The 18,722-nt window shown below is 71.7% G+C and carries 15 protein-coding genes and 1 pseudogene; 7 read left to right on the top strand and 9 right to left on the bottom strand.

All coding sequences use genetic code 11. The features are described from left to right. Positions 1 to 48 precede the first annotated feature (48 nt). Entirely contained in the window at positions 49 to 441 is a 393-nt protein-coding gene (locus VAB18032_RS18350; protein WP_013734380.1) for an ankyrin repeat domain-containing protein, read from the top strand. A gap of 158 nt (positions 442 to 599) precedes the next feature. Here VAB18032_RS18350 and VAB18032_RS18355 read toward each other — a convergent pair whose 3' ends face one another. The 4 genes from VAB18032_RS18355 to secA2 all read right to left on the bottom strand — a co-directional run bounded on the left by VAB18032_RS18355 (position 600) and on the right by secA2 (position 5,298). Further along, positions 600 to 1,355: a class I SAM-dependent methyltransferase gene (locus VAB18032_RS18355; RefSeq protein ID WP_013734381.1), complete on the bottom strand. Its 756-nt coding sequence runs from the start codon at positions 1,353 to 1,355 to the stop codon at positions 600 to 602. Between the two features lie 69 nt (positions 1,356 to 1,424). After that, positions 1,425 to 1,979: a DUF2231 domain-containing protein gene (locus VAB18032_RS18360; RefSeq protein ID WP_013734382.1), complete on the bottom strand. Its 555-nt coding sequence runs from the start codon at positions 1,977 to 1,979 to the stop codon at positions 1,425 to 1,427. A 77-nt stretch (positions 1,980 to 2,056) separates the two neighbouring features. Then, complete coding sequence (locus tag VAB18032_RS18365; protein ID WP_013734383.1) at positions 2,057 to 2,797, bottom strand: GAF and ANTAR domain-containing protein; 741 nt, start codon at positions 2,795 to 2,797, stop codon at positions 2,057 to 2,059. A gap of 206 nt (positions 2,798 to 3,003) precedes the next feature. Further along, positions 3,004 to 5,298: an accessory Sec system translocase SecA2 gene (secA2, locus tag VAB18032_RS18370; RefSeq protein WP_013734384.1), complete on the bottom strand. Its 2,295-nt coding sequence runs from the start codon at positions 5,296 to 5,298 to the stop codon at positions 3,004 to 3,006. A gap of 289 nt (positions 5,299 to 5,587) precedes the next feature. On the opposite strand from secA2, the gene VAB18032_RS18375 reads away from it, so the two are divergent. The 3 genes from VAB18032_RS18375 (at position 5,588) to ctaD (ending at position 9,517) form a co-directional block, all read left to right on the top strand. After that, positions 5,588 to 6,616, top strand: a complete 1,029-nt coding sequence (locus tag VAB18032_RS18375; RefSeq protein ID WP_193386261.1) for a glucosyl-3-phosphoglycerate synthase — start codon at positions 5,588 to 5,590, stop codon at positions 6,614 to 6,616. Between the two features lie 79 nt (positions 6,617 to 6,695). Continuing rightward, a complete protein-coding gene (locus VAB18032_RS18380) occupies positions 6,696 to 7,424 on the top strand; it encodes an ATP-binding protein (RefSeq protein WP_013734386.1) in 729 nt (242 codons plus the stop codon). Positions 7,425 to 7,510: 86 nt separating this feature from the next. After that, positions 7,511 to 9,517, top strand: a complete 2,007-nt coding sequence (ctaD, locus tag VAB18032_RS18385) for an aa3-type cytochrome oxidase subunit I (RefSeq protein WP_013734387.1) — start codon at positions 7,511 to 7,513, stop codon at positions 9,515 to 9,517. A 118-nt stretch (positions 9,518 to 9,635) separates the two neighbouring features. Here ctaD and VAB18032_RS18390 read toward each other — a convergent pair whose 3' ends face one another. The 4 genes from VAB18032_RS18390 to VAB18032_RS18405 form a co-directional block, all read right to left on the bottom strand. After that, entirely contained in the window at positions 9,636 to 10,514 is an 879-nt protein-coding gene (locus VAB18032_RS18390) for a SigB/SigF/SigG family RNA polymerase sigma factor (protein ID WP_013734388.1), read from the bottom strand. Positions 10,515 to 10,737: 223 nt separating this feature from the next. Then, positions 10,738 to 12,150: a hypothetical protein gene (locus VAB18032_RS18395; protein ID WP_013734389.1), complete on the bottom strand. Its 1,413-nt coding sequence runs from the start codon at positions 12,148 to 12,150 to the stop codon at positions 10,738 to 10,740. Between the two features lie 269 nt (positions 12,151 to 12,419). Continuing rightward, complete coding sequence (locus VAB18032_RS18400; protein WP_013734390.1) at positions 12,420 to 13,709, bottom strand: thiamine pyrophosphate-binding protein; 1,290 nt, start codon at positions 13,707 to 13,709, stop codon at positions 12,420 to 12,422. Next, on the bottom strand, positions 13,702 to 14,820 hold the full coding sequence (locus VAB18032_RS18405; RefSeq protein WP_013734391.1) for a baeRF2 domain-containing protein: 1,119 nt from the start codon (positions 14,818 to 14,820) through the stop codon (positions 13,702 to 13,704). Before VAB18032_RS18405 ends, VAB18032_RS18400 begins: the two co-directional genes overlap by 8 nt. Before the next feature lie 148 nt (positions 14,821 to 14,968). Between VAB18032_RS18405 and VAB18032_RS18410 the strand changes: the two genes are divergently transcribed. Next, complete coding sequence (locus tag VAB18032_RS18410) at positions 14,969 to 15,508, top strand: hypothetical protein (protein ID WP_013734392.1); 540 nt, start codon at positions 14,969 to 14,971, stop codon at positions 15,506 to 15,508. 28 nt (positions 15,509 to 15,536) lie between these two features. Here VAB18032_RS18410 and VAB18032_RS18415 read toward each other — a convergent pair whose 3' ends face one another. Then, positions 15,537 to 15,881 carry a DUF3817 domain-containing protein gene (locus tag VAB18032_RS18415; protein WP_013734393.1) on the bottom strand — a complete coding sequence of 115 codons (345 nt, stop codon included), beginning with the start codon at positions 15,879 to 15,881 and terminating at the stop codon, positions 15,537 to 15,539. Between the two features lie 152 nt (positions 15,882 to 16,033). On the opposite strand from VAB18032_RS18415, the pseudogene VAB18032_RS18420 reads away from it, so the two are divergent. Beyond that, positions 16,034 to 17,511 (top strand): annotated as a pseudogene (locus VAB18032_RS18420) (glutamate-cysteine ligase family protein). A gap of 85 nt (positions 17,512 to 17,596) precedes the next feature. Next, complete coding sequence (locus VAB18032_RS33215; protein ID WP_013734394.1) at positions 17,597 to 18,718, top strand: carboxypeptidase-like regulatory domain-containing protein; 1,122 nt, start codon at positions 17,597 to 17,599, stop codon at positions 18,716 to 18,718. Positions 18,719 to 18,722 lie beyond the last annotated feature (4 nt).

Consider the following 18,722-nt stretch of genomic DNA (forward strand, 5'->3'; position numbering starts at 1 on the left):
CGGACCGGTCGGGATGAGCGGCGTGGCGACGCCGACTAGCCTGAGCCGGTGAGTGAGGAACTCGACGCCGAGACCCTGGAGTTCGCGCACCGGATGTTCGACCTGGCGCGCGACGGTGCGACCACCGAACTGGCCGGGTACGTCGATGCGGGGCTGCCGGTCAACCTGACCAACGAGAAGGGCGACACGCTCCTGATCCTGGCGGCGTACCACGCCCACCCGGCGACGGTGGCCGCGCTGCTCGATCGGGGCGCCGACCACACCAGGACCAACGACCGGGGCCAGACCGCCTTGGCGGCGGCGGTGTTCCGCAGCAGCGGTGACGCGGTACGCGCCCTGCTCACCGCCGGCGCGGACCCCGACCACGGCAACCCGTCCGCGGTGGAGACCGCCCAGTTCTTCGACCTGTCGGAGATGCTCACCCTGCTGCGTCCCGCCTGACCGACGCCCGCGCCAGTGCGACCGGCCCTGGTGCCGGGCTGACACCAAGGCCTGTCGACCCGCCCGTCAGCGCCGGCTGACACCGAGCCCAGATCGACCCCGCCCATCGGTACCGGGCGACTCCGCGCGTGGATCGAACCCCGCAGATCGGGGCCGGGCTAACGGCGGGCCTCGATGAGGAAGCGCTGGGCGTGGGCGACGAACGGGCCTTCGGTGCGGATGCGCTCGTGCAGGCGAGCCAGCGCCGGCCGGTGCGCCGCAACCGTGAAGCCGGGCACCGTCCAGACCACCTTGCGCAGGAACCACACCACGGCGCCGACGTCGTGGAACACGGTGCGCAGGGTGGCCGTACGCAGGTCGACGACGGTCAGCCCGGCCGCTTCGGCGGCGGCGACCGCCTGCTCCGGGTGCCGGTGGGCCGGTGGCGGCAGCGGCCCGAGGATCGCCTCACTGAGTTCACGGACGGTGCCCGGCCCGATCTGCTGCGACAGGAACGTGCCACCGGGCCGCAGTACCCGTGCCACCTCGGGCCAGTCGGTGCGCACCGGATGCCGGCTGACCACCAGGTCGAAGGTGGCGCTGCGCAACGGCAGCGGGGCGTCGGGGCTCACCGCGACCACGGTCGCCCCGATCGGGCGGAGCCTGGCCCGGGCCACCGGCACGTTGGGCGGCCACGCCTCGGTCGCCACCAGCAGCCGGGGCGGGTGCGGCACCTCGGCGAGCACCTCTCCCCCGCCGGTGTCGATGTCCAGCGCCGCGTCGACGGTCGCCATCCGCGCCGCCATCAGGCGGGCGTACCCCCAGGGTGGACGCTCCTCGGTGGCCCGCCCGGCGAGCCGGTCGAAGGCCCAGCCCTCGACCGGCGCGGCGGCACCGTCGGCGACCAACTCGTCGAAGCTCGCTTCCCCTGACACGGGCTCAGCGTGTCCGACCTGCCTCGACCGTGGCAACGCCATTTCCCCTGAGGACCCGGGCCGAGCCCGCTACGGACGGGGGCGGACGATCTCGACGGTCCGGGCGTCTACGCCACCCAGGACGGCCGCACCACGCGGCGCGACAGCGCTGCGCGGGGTGCCGGTGCCGCGGAGGGCGTCGAAGCTGGTCGGTTCAGCCCGTCCGGGCTCGTAGTGGCGCATCAGGCGCGCGCCCAGCGCCACACCGAGACCGCCGACGGCCAGCGCGAGCAGCTCGACGACCAGCAGTACGGCGGTGGCGCCCCGGTTCGGCGCGTCCGCCCGTACCAGGCAGGAGAGCAGGAACAGCCCCGCCATCCCGGCGTTGACGAGGTTGAAGCTGATCGCGGTGCGACGGGTCCGGTCCGGCGGCACGTCCCACAGGTCGACCATCCCGGCCATCGTGGTCAGCCCCGCCGCCACCAGGGCGGCCACCACCGTCCAGTAGCCGACCTCGCCGAACAGCGCGGGGCCGCCGACCACCTGGGCGAAGTCGAAGATGGTCGCACAGACGAAGAGCCCGTACGGGAACGTCACAAGCATCGGTTGAATGGGGTGCCCCTGCACCCGCAGTCGGCTCTGCATCGGTCCCCCTGGATTGGAATCAGCTCACCAGTCCAGGGTGCTACCCGGGTGCCACCGCGGCGAAACGAGAGCGGTGCTCAGTTGTCCCGTGGTCGGGAGACGGTGCTGACCAGCCGCTCGGCCACCTGGCGCAGCGGGATCGACAACGACGATGCCGCGCTGCGCAGCACCTCGAGGGCGTCCTCCGGCGGGCAGCCGCGCTGCGTCATGATCACGCCGATGGCCTGGCCGATCACGCCGTCACCGAGCAACGCGACGTCCTGGGCGTCGGCCTGCGCGCTGCGGCGCTGGCGGTCCCGTACGGCGGCGAGCAGCAGGCCGGCGTGTTCGGCGAGGAGCATGGCGGTGAGTTGGTGGCCGGTGGTCAGCGCGTCGGGTCGGCCGGCGTAGAGGTTGATCGCCCCGATCACCTGCTCGTCGACGTCGACCGGTGCGGAGATCACCCCGAGTACACCGAGCTCGCCGGCCCGGGCCGTCCAGTCCGGCCAGCGACGTTCGGTGGCGAGGTTCTCCGCGCGGACCATCTCCCGCAGCCGGATCGCGTCCATCGCCGGGGTGTCCGCGCCGTAGCGCAGGTCGTCCAGCCCGCTCATCGGCGCGTCGGAGGCGGCCACTCCGGCCGGCTCACCGGCCCGCAGGGCGGTGAACCCGCACCAGTTGACCCCGGCGATGGCGTCCCTGGTGATCCGGACCAGGGCGGACAGTGCCTCGTCGAAGTCGTCCAGGGCGATCAACCCGGCGGTCAGTTCGCGCAACAGGGCCGCCGTCTCCAACACGCCGAGGGTCTCCGCCAGCGGTGGACTCGTTTCCAGGTTCACCGAGCCCGAGCCCCCGTACGCCTGGCCAGCGTCCTCACGGTCTCCTCCTCGCTACGACCGGACACGAGGGCAGCTCCGACGGCAGCCCTGACGTGACGACCCGCCCTACTACCCGCTGCAACAACGGTCGAAACGGTGCAAAGCGGGGCCCCTCCCAGGGTACGGGTACCGCTGGGAGGGGCCGCGACCGGATCAGTGGGTACGCGTCAGCGCCCGCCGCCCCCGCTGAGCCGCCGGCCGACCGAGGCGATCAGCCGGTCCAGCTCGGAGCCGAACGGGTTGTCGTGCACCAGGTACGTCCAGGTGGCGCTCGGCCGCACCAGCTCCGCCGCGTCCGGCTCCCAGTCCTCGTCGAACTCGGTCTCGGCGAAGGTGGCCAGCGTGCGCGCCTCGATCTCCGGGACCAGGTCGGTGAACGCGGGCACCGCCGCCCGGTGGAACTCGTCGAGCGGGTCGAGTCGGCCCAGGGCGCGCAGGTGTACGCCCTCGCGGACCTCCGACAGCTCGGCCAGGTGGTCGGCCCAGAGGCGGTCGAGGTGGTAGAGGGCGATCGACCGGGCCACCCGGGCGAGCAGGTCCTCGTCCATCTCGCCGGCCTTCTCCGGCATCTTGTCCAGCAGCATCAGCGCCGCGACGTCGCTGGTCAGCAGCCGTTCCCGGCGTTCGGCGAGCGCCTTGCGCTGCTGTTCGATCACCACGCTGTAGCGCCAGGTGTTGCGGTGGATCTCGTGGTTGACGCCCTCGGCGACCCGCTGGGCGTGCTCCACCGCGTAGTCGACCTGCGGGTCGGTGACCAGACCGTCGGCGTTCATCCGGGGCGACGGCGGGACGGTGTCACCGGCGTGCCGGGCGACCAGGTCGTCCTCCAGGCTGACGAAGAAGACCGACCCGCCCGGGTCGCCCTGTCGGCCGGCCCGCCCGCGCAGCTGGTCGTCGACCCGGCGGCTGTCGTGCCGGCCGCTGCCGATCACGTAGAGGCCGCCGAGTTCGGCGACCCGCTCCCGGTCGATCTGCTCGCTGCCGCCGAGCCGGATGTCCACGCCCCGGCCGGCCATCTGGGTGGAGACGGTCACCGCGCCGTACGCGCCGGCCTCGGCGATGATCGCCGCCTCCTCGTCGTCGTTCTTGGCGTTGAGCACCACGCAGGGCACGCCGACGGCGTTGAGCCCGGCGGCCAGCTGCTCGGATTCCTTGACGTCCAGGGTGCCGACCAGGACCGGCCGCCCGGCGGCGTGGCAGCGCTGGATCTCGTCGACAAGCGCCTCGTCCTTCTCCGCCCGGGTGGCGTAGATGCGGTCCGGCTCGTCCACCCGCACACACGGGGTGTTCGGCGGGATCACCGCGACCTCCAGCCCGAAGAACTCCCGCAGCTGGTCGCCGACCAGCACGGCGGTGGCGGTCATCCCGCACACGGTCGGGTAGAGACCGATGTACGCCTGCACAGCGATGGTGCCCAGCACCTCACCTTCGGCGGTGGCGTCCAGACCTTCCTTGGCCTCGACCGCCGCCTGCAGCCCGTCGGGCCAGCGGCGGCGCTGGGCCACCCGGCCGCGCATCTCGTCGATCAGCTCGACGGTGCCGTCGCGGACGATGTAGTCGACGTCGCGGTGCAGCAGGGCGTGCGCGTGCAACGCCACGTTCACCGCGGAGAGCTGCTCGACGTTCTCCTCGTCGTACAGGTCGATGCCGAGCTTGGCCTCGACGGCGGCCAGGCCGGCGGAGGTGAAGGCCACGCTGCGGCCGTCCTCGGCCACCGTGTAGTGCTTGCCCTTGCGCAGGCCGCGCACCAGCGCGGCGGCGGCGTGCACCGGGTCCTGCTCGCTGGCGACCGAGCCGGCGAGGACCATCGGCACCCGGGCCTCGTCGATCAGGATCGAGTCCGCCTCGTCGACGATCGCGGTGCGTAGCGCCGGCTGGACCCGGTCGGCCACGTCGGTGACGAGCTGGTCGCGCAGGAAGTCGAAACCGGCCTCGCTGACCGCCACGTAGGTCACGTCGCAGGCGTACGCGGCCCGCCGCTCCGCCGGGGTCGACGCCTCGTTGACCCAGCCGACGGTGAGCCCGAGGAGGGTGTACACCGGCTCCATCCACTGCGCGTCGCGGCGGGCCAGGTAGTCGTTGACGGTCAGCACGTGCACCGGGCCGTTGCCGAGCCGGACGTGCCCGTACGCGGCGATCGCCGCGGTCAGTGTCTTGCCCTCACCGGTGGCCATCTCGGCGACCTTGCCGGACAGCAGCGACATCGCGCCGAGCAGCTGCACGTCGTACGGCCGCTGGTCGAGCCCGCGGCGGGCAGCCTCACGGCCGAGCGCACAGATCTCCTCGTAGGTCGATGCCACGGCTGCCGCCTCGGTCAGCTCCGCGTCGTCGAAGGCCTGAACCTTCTCCTCGCGGGCCTCGATGGCCGGCAGCAGCTTCTCCAGCGGGGCCAGATCTACCGTGGTTCCCGGGCGCTGGAGGAACCGGCGGAACCTGGTCTTCAACCGTTGCGACACACCCATGAGCGGCAACGGTACGCGACCGACGGCCCCTTTCGCGCCCTCCCCGGCGTGCCTTCCGTTCCGCGCTGTCCGCCGGGCCGTCCCGCCGCACCGCGGACCGGTGCCGTGATCGGCTGCCGAGGCCGCCGTGATGGTTCGATGAACAGGGCCGAAGCTTCGCGGTGGCAGCACCGCAATCAAACGTTCATCAACCGGGAACGTGCCCGGCGCAGGGCCGTGATCAAGCTGGTGGGATCGATCCGGTTAGCTAGCCGAGTGCCGGGAAATCCCACTCCCGGTCTTCGGCGCGATGGGGGTGCCTGTGCGGAACACCGAATCTGTGGTCTCGCCGGTGGTCGAGGCCTGGGCCACCTATCGGACCAGCTCCGCCGCCGACTGGCCGACCCGACGGCTGCTGCGGGCAAAGGGGGACAGCCGGGTCAGCGTGGTGTTGCCGGCCCACAACGAGGAGGCCACCGTCGGGGCGATCGTGTCGACCATCCGCGAGCACCTGGTGGACCGGGTCCCGCTGGTGGACGAGTTGATCGTGGTGGACTCCCGTTCGACCGACCGGACCGCGCAGGTGGCCCGGGCCGCGGGCGCGGAGGTGGTCAGCCAGGATGCGATGACCCACGGGCTGCCGCAGCTGACCGGCAAGGGCGACGCGCTGTGGGCCGGCCTGGCCGCCGCCGAGGGCGACGTGGTGGCCTTCGTCGACGCCGACCTGCGGGAGTTCCGCCCGCACTTCGTCACCGGGCTGCTCGGCCCACTGCTCACCGACCCGTCGGTCGACTTCGTGAAGGGCTTCTACCATCGGCCGCTGATCGGCACGACCGGGGTGGAGGCCGACGGTGGGGGCCGGGTGACGGAGCTGATGGCCCGTCCCATGCTCAACCTGTTCTGGCCGGAACTGGCCGGTTTCGTCCAGCCGCTCGCCGGTGAGTACGCGGGTCGCCGTGAGGTGCTGGCGCAGGTGCCGTTCGTCTCCGGCTACGGCGTCGAGACCGCCATGCTTATCGATCTGCTCGAACTCGTCGGCCTGGACGCGCTGGCCCAGGTCGACCTGGGCGAGCGCAAGCACCGGCACCAGGACACCGCGGCGCTGGGCCGGATGTCCGCCCAGATCATGCTCACCGTCTGGTCGCGGTTGCAGCGCCGGGGCTGGGCCAGCCCCGATGTGCTGCCCAGCGCCCTGCTGACCCAGTTCCGCCGGGGTGGCTCCGAGGCGCTGCCGAACCTCGACCGGGAGATCGTGGTCAGTGACGTGACCGTCGAGGAACGCCCTCCGCTGGCCGAACTGCGACACCGGCTGCCGCGCCGCCGGGTCGCCGCGGCCTGACCGGCCGGCAGCGCGGCTGTTTCGGCCGGCCGGACGCCGGGTAGTTGGCAGCTCTCGACACCGGTGGAAGAGGGCGGAGATGACGAGCCGGATCACCTGCGATGTGGATGACGGGACCCCGGTCACCGTCGTCCGCGTCGCCGGCGGCCTCGACCTGACCACCACCCGCCAGGTGTACGCCGTGCTGGAGCGCTGCCTGTCCACCCAGCCCGACGCGCTCGTGGTCGACCTGACCGGGCTGACCGTGCACGACCAACTGGCCGTGGCGGTGTTCACCGCGGCGGCGCGCCGGGCCGAGGGCTGGCCGGTGGTGCCGATGGTGATCTGCGCGCCGCATCCGGATCCGGCCACGTCGCTGGCCGCCTCCACCGCCGCTCGGGTGGTGCCGGTACGCCACGACTGCGACGAGGCGACCCGGGTGGCCGACGCCTCGGCCGTAGCTCGGATGCGGGTCCGGCTCGAACCGGTCGCGGCGGCCTGCCGGCGCGCCCGGGAGCTGGTGGTCGACGCCTGCGCGCGGTGGGACCTGCCGGCGGCGGTCGAACCGGCCTCGGTGGTGCTCAGTGAGCTGGTCGGCAACGTGGTCCGGCACGCCGGCACCCCGATGCAGGTGACCGTGACGCTGCGCCGGCCGTGGCTGCACCTGGCCGTGGTGGACGGCAGCCCCGCGGCGGCCGAGCCCGGCCGGCCCGGTGAGCACGACGAGGGCGGTCGGGGCCTGCTGCTGGTGCGCGAACTGGCCGCGCGGTGGGGCAGCGCGCCGGCTGGTGACGGAAAGGCCGTCTGGGCAACACTACCGGCGAATTGACCGAAATTACCGCTGTCGCCTGGTTACATGGTCGGAAGGCCGGGTAGTTACGCCCGTCCTTTTCGTCGTCAGCGGGGTGAGAACTGATGCCCAAGCGGGTACCCACCGAAACCGGACAGGACCGGGGGCCGGCCATCCTCGCGCCGGCCCGGTTCGGCGGCTATCCCGGCTCCCTGAACAAGTCGCTGCCTGGCAGCAAGCTGCTCCGGTTCCTGGCCACCACCGATCACAAACAGATCGGCCTGCTCTACCTGATGACCTCGTTCGGCTTCTTCGTGGTGGCCGGGATCGAGGCGATGCTGATCCGCGCGGAACTGGCCCGGCCGGGCATGCAGTTCCTCGCCCCCGAGCAGTACAACCAGTTGTTCACCTCGCACGGCGCAGTGATGCTGCTGCTGTTCGCCACCCCGGCGGCGTTCGGGTTCGGCAACTACATCGTGCCGATCCAGATCGGCGCGCCGGACGTGTCCTTTCCCCGGCTGAACGCCCTGGCCTACTGGCTGTACCTGTTCGGCGGGCTGATGGTCATCGGTGGATTCCTCACCCCGCAGGGCAGCGCCGACTTCGGCTGGACCGCGTACACGCCGCTGAGCACCGCCCAGCACTCCCCCGGCGTCGGGGCGAACATGTGGGTGATCGGCCTGGTCGTCTCCGGTCTGGGCACCATCCTCGGCGCGGTCAACCTGATCACCACGATCCTGACCCTGCGGGCGCCCGGCATGACCATGTTCCGGATGCCGATCTTCACCTGGAACATGCTGTTCACAAGCGTGCTGGTGATCCTGGTCTTCCCGCTGCTGGCCGCCGCGCTGCTGGCGTTGAGCGCCGACCGACTGCTCGACGCGCACGTCTACAGCCCCGCCACCGCCGGGCCGATGCTGTGGCAACACCTCTTCTGGTTCTTCGGCCATCCCGAGGTCTACATCATCGCGTTGCCGTTCTTCGGCATCATCACCGAGATCATCCCGGTCTTCTCCCGCAAGCCGCTGTTCGGCTACACCGGTCTGGTGCTCGCCACCGCCGCGATCACCGTGTTGTCGATGACGGTGTGGGCGCACCACATGTTCACCACCGGCCAGGTGCTGCTGCCGTTCTTCGCCATCCTCAGTTACCTCATCGCCGTACCGACCGGGGTCAAGTTCTTCAACTGGATCGGCACGATGTGGAAAGGACAGATCACCTTCGAGACGCCGATGCTGTTCGCCATCGGCTTCCTGGTGACCTTCCTGCTGGGTGGACTCACCGGCGTACTGCTGGCCAGCCCGCCGGCCGACTTCCACACCCACGACAGCTACTTCGTGGTGGCGCACTTCCACTACGTCCTGTTCGGCACTGTGGTGTTCGCCCTCTTCGGCGGCTTCTATTTCTGGTGGCCGAAGATGACCGGGCGGCTGCTCGACGAACGGCTCGGCAAGCTGCACTTCTGGACCATGTTCATCGGCTTCCACGGCACCTTCCTGGTGCAGCACTGGCTGGGCAACGAGGGCATGCCCCGCCGGTACGCCGACTATCTGCCCAGCGACGGCTTCACCACGCTGAACACGATCTCCAGCATCTTCTCCTTCGTGCTCGGCGCCTCCACCCTGTTCTTCATCTGGAACGCCTGGAAGTCCTGGCGATTCGGTGCCCTGGTCACGGTGGACGACCCGTGGGGCTTCGGCAACTCGTTGGAATGGGCCACCACCTGCCCGCCACCGCTGCGCAACTTCGACCGGATGCCCCGGATCCGTTCCGAGCGCCCGGCGTTCGACGCCAAATACGGTGAACTGGTCTCCGACCTGGGTCGGGACCTGCCGCAGCGGACCACGAAACCCCCGCAGGGTTTACGCGACGAACTGCACCGCGAGAAGCACCACCGCGAGTCGCCGAGCGCCGAGGGAGCGCACGGCGCGCCGGAGGCCACCGCCTACCACCCGGCACCTCAGTCCGGGGCCCGACCGGTCGAGGTGCCGGACCCGCAGAACGTGCGCCGGCCCAGCTTCGACGACACCGACGAACCGGAGGACAACCCGCTGGGCGCCGAGCGTCGCTCGGAGACCGACGACGACCGGTGGCGGCATCCGCGCAGCGGAGGCGACACCCCGGAGAACTGATCCGGGTGTACGACCTGATCCGGCTACGAACGACCGGGGCGGCACCGATCGGTGCCGCCCCGGCTGCGTCCAGTGGTCAGCGCGTGTGCCCCATGGTCAACGCGTGCGTCCCGTGTGGTCAGCGGGCCCGCGCGGAGGCGGGACGTGTCTGGTTCGCCGTCGTCGACTCGGACTCGGCGACCCCGTTCTGCCACGGTGGCGGCGCATCGGCGAGCATCGCCTGACGCAGCCAGGTCAACGCCCGCGACAGCAACCGCGACACGTGCATCTGGGAGATGCCGAACCGGGCGGCGATCTCGGCCTGGGTCTGGTTGCCGTAGAACCGCATGGCCAGGATTCGCCGCTCCCGCCAGGGCAGACGGTGCAACAGCCCGCTGACCGTGACCCGGTCGTCGACCGATTCCAGCGCGATGTCCGACTCCCCCACCAGGTCACCGAACTCGGCGGAACTCTCCCCGCCCACCGGCGCGTTCAGCGACGCCGGGCTGTAGCCGGCGGCGGACTCCAACGCGGCGAGGATCTCCTCTTCCGGCGTGTCCAGCCGCTTCGACAGCTCGGCGACCGTCGGTGCCCGGGACAGCTCGCTGGTCAGCGCCGCGGTCGCCTGTCCGACCTCCAGGATCAGGTCACGCAGCCGGCGTGGCACGTGCACACCCCAGGTGCGGTCCCGGAAATGCCGTTTGATCTCGCCCACGATGGTGATCGCGGCGTACGCGGTGAACGAGCCCCGTTCCGGGTCGTACCGGTCAACCGCATTGACCAGACCCAACCGGGCCACCTGTTCCAGATCCTCCAGCGGCTCGCCGCGCCCCCGGTAGCGGCGCGCCAGGCGGCCGGCGAACGGCAGGGCGAAACGCACCAGGTCGTCCCGCGCCTCGTGGCGGCGTTCCGGTGGCATTCCCGCGATCCGTGCCGCGTACGCCAACGCCGCCGCGTCGAGGTCCTCCAGACCCCGATCGGTGGATGGTGGTGTGGTTGTGGTGGTCTGTCCGAACATCCGCGCCTCCCTCAGGAAGGACCCCGCCCGGATTCGGCCGGCACCGGACCCCGCGCGTGGACACGCGCAGGCCGGCTCAGTGGGTTACATGACTGGGATCGAAACGGGCGTCGGCCCCGTGCCACGCCAAGGTGATCAGCTTGTCGCAGCCGGCGGTGTTCCCGCTCCGTAGGTACTCAATCACGGGATCGCGGCTTCGCGAGGATGTTTCGCCAGCCTGGTGTCAACAGACCAGCAGGCCGTGCGGGGCGCCGCTGTCCCGCAACGCGGCGAGGGCGTCCGTCACCTCGATCCGCGGCGGAGTGGGCAGGTCGTACGGTTGGGCACGGAGCACCTCGGTGGCCCGGCGGGTGGGTACCGAGGTGACCGGGTACCCCCGGGCCGCCGAACGGTCCAGGGCCCGACGGCGGCGTCCGAAGCCGGCGACGGCCAGCCATTGCGGCAGCCCGGCGAGCGCCGGTGACCGCACACCCGGCGGCTCGGGCAGGACGTCCACCGAACTGAACGCTTCGCTGCCGGCCAACCACCACTCGGCCTGCTCCACGCACCGACGGGTCGCGTTCTCGCACCAGTACGGCACCAGCCCGGCGCGTACCACCTGCCAGGGGTCGAGCAGCCGGCCGCACTCGACCACCAGCCGGTTCCCGGTCTTGCCGGCGGCCCGCAGCCAGCGGCGGTACAGGTCGGCGGTGGCCGCGCTCAACGCGGCCGGCGCGGGGACGACAATCTGACGCAGGGGATGTCCCTCGCGGGTCGTCCACTGGGCGACGTCACGGTCGAAACCGGGCTCCACCCCGTGCTCGGCGACACCCGGCGGAGTGGAGATCTCCGGTGGTTCCCAGTGCGACCCGTCGCCACCGGCGGAACGCAGCACCTGACGCAGGGTGTGGCTGTCGGGGTGGAAGTCCACCGGATCGAGTCCACTGGCCGGGCAGCCCACCTGGAAGCTGTGGCCGTCGGCGGCCTCGTACACCGGCCAGGTCCGCGTGTCACGCAGCACCATCACCGGTGCCCCTGGTTCCAGCCGGTCGGCGAGAAAGCGCCGGTACGCCTGCGGTAGCCGGTGCCACCGCCCGGCCAGCGCCACCGTCGCCGCCGCCAGGGCACCCCGGCTGGCCGGGCAGTGCACCTGCCGTAGGTGCAGGTCGGGGTTGCCGGCGAGCATCCGACCGGCGAGCCCGGCACCATGGTCCAGGGCCGCAAGGGGCCGATCCACGGACCCCTTCGGCCAGTGCGCGATCATCTCGAACCCGGCGGGCAGCCACGGCACCCCCAGCGCCACCGCCAGATGTGCGGCGGCACCGTGCGGCGAGCCCAGCAACACGCCCGGATAGCGGCCGCTCGGATACTGCCCGACGAACCACTCGGCGACCTGACCCGCGTCCAGCTCCGCCGCCTGTCCGGCGGTCAGGGCCACCCGACCGGCCGAGCGGATGGCCACCGCCCGACGGACCGGATCGGGCGTACCCACGAACCGCGACGCCGGCCCCACATGGCTGATGTCGGCGCAGTCCGCCCCCCGCAGGGCCCGGGCGATGGCCGCGACGAGGATCCGGGCGGTACTGCCCGTCGCGACGATCCGGTCGCCGGTCAATCCGGCGCCCGACGCCGTGATTTCCCGACGCACCTTACGCACCGGCCCCACCCTGCCCCGTTCGCTCACGCAGCCCGGCTTCCCGCCCACTTGCCGGTTAAACAGGGCATCACCCCACCGACCGGCATCAACCCTCTGATCTTGACCGTTCCCGACAACCCCGACACACCCTCCCCACACCCCTCCCCCACACCCCTCTACGCGGCGATCATGCACTTGGTGTCGGGATAAAGGGTGTGAATGCCGCGAAAAGGCGACCACAAGCGCAAGATCGCGCGGGGGTGGGGAGGGGTGTGTGAGGGGAGGGGGGGTCAGGGAGAGGAGTGGGGGGTGACGATCAGGTCCAGCAGGCAGGGGCGGTCGGCGGCGAGGGCTTCGTCCCAGGCTGGGCCGACCAGCTCCGGGCGGTCGACGCGTACGCCGCGCAGGCCCAGCAGCCGGGCCCAGCCCGCGTACGGCACGTCGTCGGCCACCTGACGCCCGGGGTAGCCGGCCCGGGTGTTGAGAACCAGCACCACCAGCCTCGGGTCGGGCCAGTGCGGCCAGTCCCGGGCGATGGTGACCAGCTCGGAGAGTCCGTGTGACCGCATGCCGTCGTCGGTGAGCAGTGCGAGCACCGGCCGCTGCGGGTCGACCAGTTTGACGGCCACGGCGTACGGCAGCGCGGCCCCGGAGACCTCGTGGGCGTCGCAGGCCAGTACGGCGATGCCAGGCGGCAGGCGGCTGGCGTGGCGGCTCAGGCCGGGCGCACCGTCCATCGTCACGGCGGCCTCCGGCGGTACACGGGCGGAAAGCTCGTCGACGACCAACCCGATGTCGACCCCCGCAACGGCGGATGGTCGCCCCGATTCGGTGAAGTCAGGCTCAGCGTCGACCTCCGGAACGACCGACGGTGGGACCGAGTCGACGAAGACCGTCCCGGCATCCGGAGCGGCCAGCGGTCGGGTCGATTCGACGAAGACCATCCCGGCACCAACCTGCGGAACCGCCGGCGGTCGGCCCGGATCGACAGCGACGCTTTCGGCACTGACCTCCGCCAGTGCCGAGGGCCGACCCGAGGTGCCGGGGAGCAGCAGGCAGGCGGGGCCGTGACCGGCCAGCGCGCCGCGAACCGCCGCGTCCACCAGGGCCGGAACACGCCGCAGGTCATCAAGGTGCCACACCTGCCGACACAGCCCGGCGAGCATCTGGTCGACCCCACCGGCCCCATCGCCACCACTGACCCCGTCGACCCCGTCGATGATCGCCAGGACGGGCAGCGTGGCCCGCCGGGCGGCGTCGAGGCCGGCCAGCAGGCCGAACGCGGCCGGGCCGGCGGGGCTCAGGCAGACGCCGACCCCGCCGGTGAGCCGGGCATGCCCGATCGCCATGGACGCCGCGCTCTCACCGTGGCGTACGGGCACGAATTCGGGTTCGCCACCGGCCGAGTGCAACGCCTCGACCAGCGCCGCGACCGGCTCCCCCGCGATGCCGAACACCCGTGGTACCCGCCAGGCCGCGAGCCGCGCGACAACCGTCTCCGCCAGATGCGGGTCGGGTATCGCCGTCTCCGCCGGATACGGATCGGGCACCGCCGTCTGTGCCAGACGCGGGTCAGGCACCGCCCCGTCCCGGCGTGGACGGGTCGACGTACCGCAGTACCGCGCCGACGCCGTCGGTCAGCTGCGGGGCCTCGTCGGGGCCGAGCACGGTCAGCTCGGCGTCGGTGCCGACCAGGGCGCGGACCAGCGCCGCGTCGGCGCGTACCCGCTCCAGGTCGCCGACGCCGGGAAGCTGACCCGGCTCGGTGGCGATGTCGGTGGCGGCGGGGCCGATCCACAGCTCGCCGTCGGCGGACGGGTCGTCCACGATCAGCATGGTGTCGACCTGGTTGCGTTGCAACGCGGCCACCACGGCGTCGAGTCCGGCCCCGACGTCCTCCTGCATGCCGAAGCGGTCCAGCGCCGCGCTGATCCGCTGGTCGGCGACCTCGGCGATGGTCTGCACGGTGAGATCGTCCAGCAGGGTCTGGTCGGCACCCCCGGCCCGTGAGCCGGCGTCGGTACGCACCACCATGTCCTGCCAGCGGTCGGGCATCTGTGCCGCGATCATGCCGGTGGCGCGGACGTCGCCGGCCACCACGACCACTTCGGCACCGACCCGTTCGGCCAGTTCCACGGTCGCCGCGGTGACGTCACCGGCGTTGTGGTGCCACGCCTCCATCGCCGCCCGCTGGTAGCGCGACTGCGACCAGCCGCCGGGCTGGACCCGACGCAGCTGGTGGCTCTCCCGGCCGACGACGTGGGCCCGACGCGGTACGCCGCCGGCGCTTACCGACATCGCGTCGGCACCCGTGCGGTCGGCGACAACCCGTACCCAGGCCACCTGCTCGCCGCGCTGGGCCAGCAACGGCATCACGTGCGGCAGTGGCGCGTACGCGGCCAGGTCGCGGCGCGGCGGGGCGGACAGGTACTCGGAGAGCACCACCCGGCCCCGGGTGCCGAACACGGCCAGCCCGTAGTCGCCGGGCATCGGGTCGTGACCCCGGATCACCCGGTCGATCGCGGCGACGGTCGGCTCGTCGGCGCCCTGCTCGGCCAGTCGGCGTTGCAGGTCACGCCAGCGCAGATCGAGCGCCGCGTGTGCGTCCTCCGTGTCCAGGGAGGCGTCCAGATAGACCGAGCACCACGGCCCGGGACGGTCGTAGAGCGGGCGCAGGAAGGACAGCTGCATGCTCGACCCCTTTCCAGCTCGGCCCCGCGCTTACCCGCCTCACCCGGCATGTCACCTGCCTGTCACCGCGTGACCGGATTTCATTCACGCCGTTCAACCCGAAGGGTCGATACGATCTGTGCACGGATGCGGACTCAGGGTGGTGGAAATGGACGTGACATCGTATTCCCGGCGCAGCCTCCACCCCACCGGCCGCATCCTCACCGCCCGGGTCGCCCGCCTGATGGACGGCTACCCCCGGGAGGTACGGGTGGGACAGCCGGTGCTGGTGATGGTGCTGGCCGCGGCGGGGGTGGTCGGTCTGCTCGCCAAGCTGGTGCGCGCCGCGCTCTCCGCCGGTTCGGGCACCGGCCGACGCAAGTTCAAGGAGCTGAAGAAGGGCCCGGAGTACCTGGTCACCCCGATCCGGCTGCGCGACGACAACGGCCGGCTGTACGAGGTCGAGCTGCACGGGCACCTGCCGCAGAGCGCGCTGCATCCGGCCGACCTGGTCCAGTTGACGCTGCGCGACCAGGGCGACCCCGACCTGCCGCCGAAGATCGAACGGATCGTCAACCTGACCACCGGTCAGCTGTTGCGTCCGCGTACCGCGACCATGTGGTCGCATCTCGGGCCGCCACTGCTGTTGCAGGCCGTGCTGGGTGCGCTGCTGCTCGCCGGGCTGGCCGCCTGCACCGCGCTCACCTGAGCCCTCGCTGCCGCCGAAGGCGGCCGGGTCAGCCGACCGGGGCGGGCTCGCGGACCGGCTCGGTGGTGTCCAGCATGCCGCGCCGACGGGCCCAGCGCTCGAAGGCGATGGTGGCGAACGGCGGCACCGCACAGGCCAGCGCCACGACCGCGGCCAGCAGGCTCCACCGGCGTACCCGGGCCACCGCGAGCACCAGCGCCCCGTAGATCACGAAGAGCGCGCCGTGGATCGGGCCGAAGATCTGCACCCCCAGTTCGTTGCCGGGCGGGCCGTACTTGGCCGCCATGCCGGCGAGCAGGCCGGCCCAGGAGATCGCCTCCGCGATCGCCGCCACCACGAACAACCGGGTCACCTTGTCACGCACGACGGCCATGGTAATGCCGGCGGCGGTGCGGCTCGGGCTGCCTGGCGCAGAGGCGACGCGGGTCACCGCGTACCGGATGGTGGGTAACCGGACGTCAGGACTTTTCACAGAGTGCATGGACATGCGACGTTGGGGGTACCAGTGGTGACAAGGTGGTGACCATGGGCGAGGAAGTCGGCGTACAGACGTTCAGCCGCCAGGATCGGGCTCGCTACCGGGACAAGGTGCGCCGTTGCCTCGACGTCTTCGCCGAGATGCTGCGCGAGTCCCGCTTCGAGATCGAACGACCGATGACCGGCCTGGAAATCGAGTTGAACCTGGTCGACGAGAACTCGATGCCGGCGATGCGCAACGCCGATGTGCTGCAGGCGATCGCCGATCCGAGCTTCCAGACCGAGTTGGGCCAGTTCAACATCGAGATCAACGTGACGCCCCGCCGGCTGAACGGCACCGGCACGGTCGAGTTCGAGGAGCACCTCCGGGCCACCCTCAACGCCGCCGACCAACGGGCCCGCACGGTCGGCGCGCACCTGGTGATGATCGGCATCCTGCCGACCGTGCTGCCCGAGCATCTGACCGCGGCCGCCCTGTCGGCGAACCCCCGGTACGCATTGCTCAACGAGCAGATCTTCGCGGCCCGGGGTGAGGACCTGCGGATCGCCATCAACGGGGTGGAACGGCTGGCGGTCACCGCCGACACCATCACGCCGGAGGCGGCCTGCACCAGCACCCAGTTCCACGTCCAGGTCGGGCCGAACCAGTTCGCCGACTACTGGAACGCGGCCCAGGCCATCGCCGGGGTCCAGGTGGCGCTCGGCGCGAACTCGCCGCTGTTCTTCGGCCGGGAGCTGTGGCGCGAGACCCGCATCCCGCTGTTCCAGCAGGCCACCGACACCCGCGCCGAGGAGATCAAGACCCAGGGCGTACGCCCTCGGGTGTGGTTCGGTGAACGGTGGATCACCTCGGTGTTCGATCTGTTCGAGGAGAACGTGCGGTACTTCCCGGCGCTGCTGCCGGTCTGCGATGCGGAGGACCCGTCGGAGACCCTCGCCAGCGGTGGCGTGCCGACGCTTGCCGAGTTGCGGCTGCACAACGGCACCGTCTACCGGTGGAACCGGCCGGTCTACGACGTGTTCCGGGGTCGCCCGCACCTGCGGGTGGAGAACCGGTGCTGCCTGCCGGGCCGACCGTGCTGGACACGGTCGCCAACGGGGCGTTCTACTTCGGACTGGTCCGGGCACTGGCCGAGGCCGACCGGCCACTGTGGTCGCAGATGTCGTTCAGCGCCGCCGAGGAGAACTTCAACACCTGCGCCCGACACGGCATCGACGCGCACGTCTTCTGGCCGGGCCTGGGCTACCTGCCCGTCACCGAGCTGGTGCTGCGGCGGCTGTTGCCGCTGGCGCAGTACGGCCTGGACCGGTGGGGTCTGGATCCGGACGAGCGGGACCGCCTGCTGGGCATCATCGAGCAACGGTGCCTGACCGGACGCAACGGCGCGACCTGGCAGATCGCCACCCTGCACCGGCTGGAGTCGACCGACCAGCTCGACCGGCCGACGGCGTTGCGCGAGGTCGTCCGGCACTATGTGGAGCTGATGCACAGCAACCGCCCGGTGCACGAGTGGCCGATCCCCTGACCGACTCCTGACACTCTGCGTGACGGTGGGGATACAACGATTACGGTGAGTGCGTTTCCCTCCGCCGGGTCGAGAGGATCCGCCGATGTCGCTGTCACGTCCCGCCGTCGCGTTCACCGCCCTCGCGCTCCTCATCGGGCTCGGCCATCCGCTGCCCGCCGCCGCCACCCAACCGGCCAGCGCCGTCCCCGGCGGCCAACCTGCCAGTGCCCTCCCCGGCAGCCGACCTGCCAGTGCCGGCCTCGGCGGTCAACATGTCGCCGCCGGGAAACCCGGCACGGCCGGCACCGGCGAGGTGCGTACCGTCGTCCGGGACGCCGTCACCGGCGCCGCCGCGCGGGCCTGCCTCAACCTGGTTCCCGCCGACCGTGACCCGCTCACCGTCGTGGGCCTGGGCGAGGTGCAGCAGGGCCGGTCCGGCGGCTGCTCCGACCTCGACGGCGGCCCGGTGGTCAGCACTGACGTGGCACCTGGCCGCTACCACCTGCTGGCCCGCCCCTACGACAGCGCCCGGTACGGCGCGCAGTGGGTCGGCCCGCACGGCGGCACGGGTCAGCGGGAGCGGGCGGCGATCATCCACGTGCGACCGGGCCGGGTCGTCACCACACCCCGGGTACGCCTCGACCCGCCCGGCACGGTGACCGGCCGAGTGACCCGGGTCGCGGACGGCACCCCGGTGTCCGCTGCCGCCGTACTGCTGCTGCCGGAGATCCAGCACCCCAAGTACGGCAGTCAGGGCGTGCTCACCGACGACGACGGCCGCTACACGATGACCGGCCTCGGGCCGTACCGCTGGCCGTTGTACTTCAGCGGTTACGGGCTGGCCAGCCAGTGGTCCGGGGCGACCGCCGACCGGCTGCGGGCCACCACGGTGCGGGTACGCGCCGGTGCCACCGTCACCGCCGATACGGCCCTCACCGCTGGCACGGTGGTCAGCGGCACGATCACCACCGCCGAGATGCCGTTCTACTCGCAGGTCGTCGCCTTCCACGCGCGCACCGGCGAGGTAGTGGGTGTGGCCGACGCCGCCGAGAACTACCTGCTGCGGCTGCTGCCCGGGCAACGGGTGCTGCTGCGCTGCGACTGCGTGTACACGCCGAGCCGCTGGTATCCGAACGCCGCCGGCATCGACGACGCCCGGACACTGCGGGTGCGCAACGCGCCGGTCACCGCGCACTTCGACCTGACCGGCCCCGCCGCGCCCTGATCCG

The organism is Micromonospora maris AB-18-032 (assembly GCF_000204155.1).
Taxonomy (GTDB): domain Bacteria; phylum Actinomycetota; class Actinomycetes; order Mycobacteriales; family Micromonosporaceae; genus Micromonospora; species Micromonospora gifhornensis.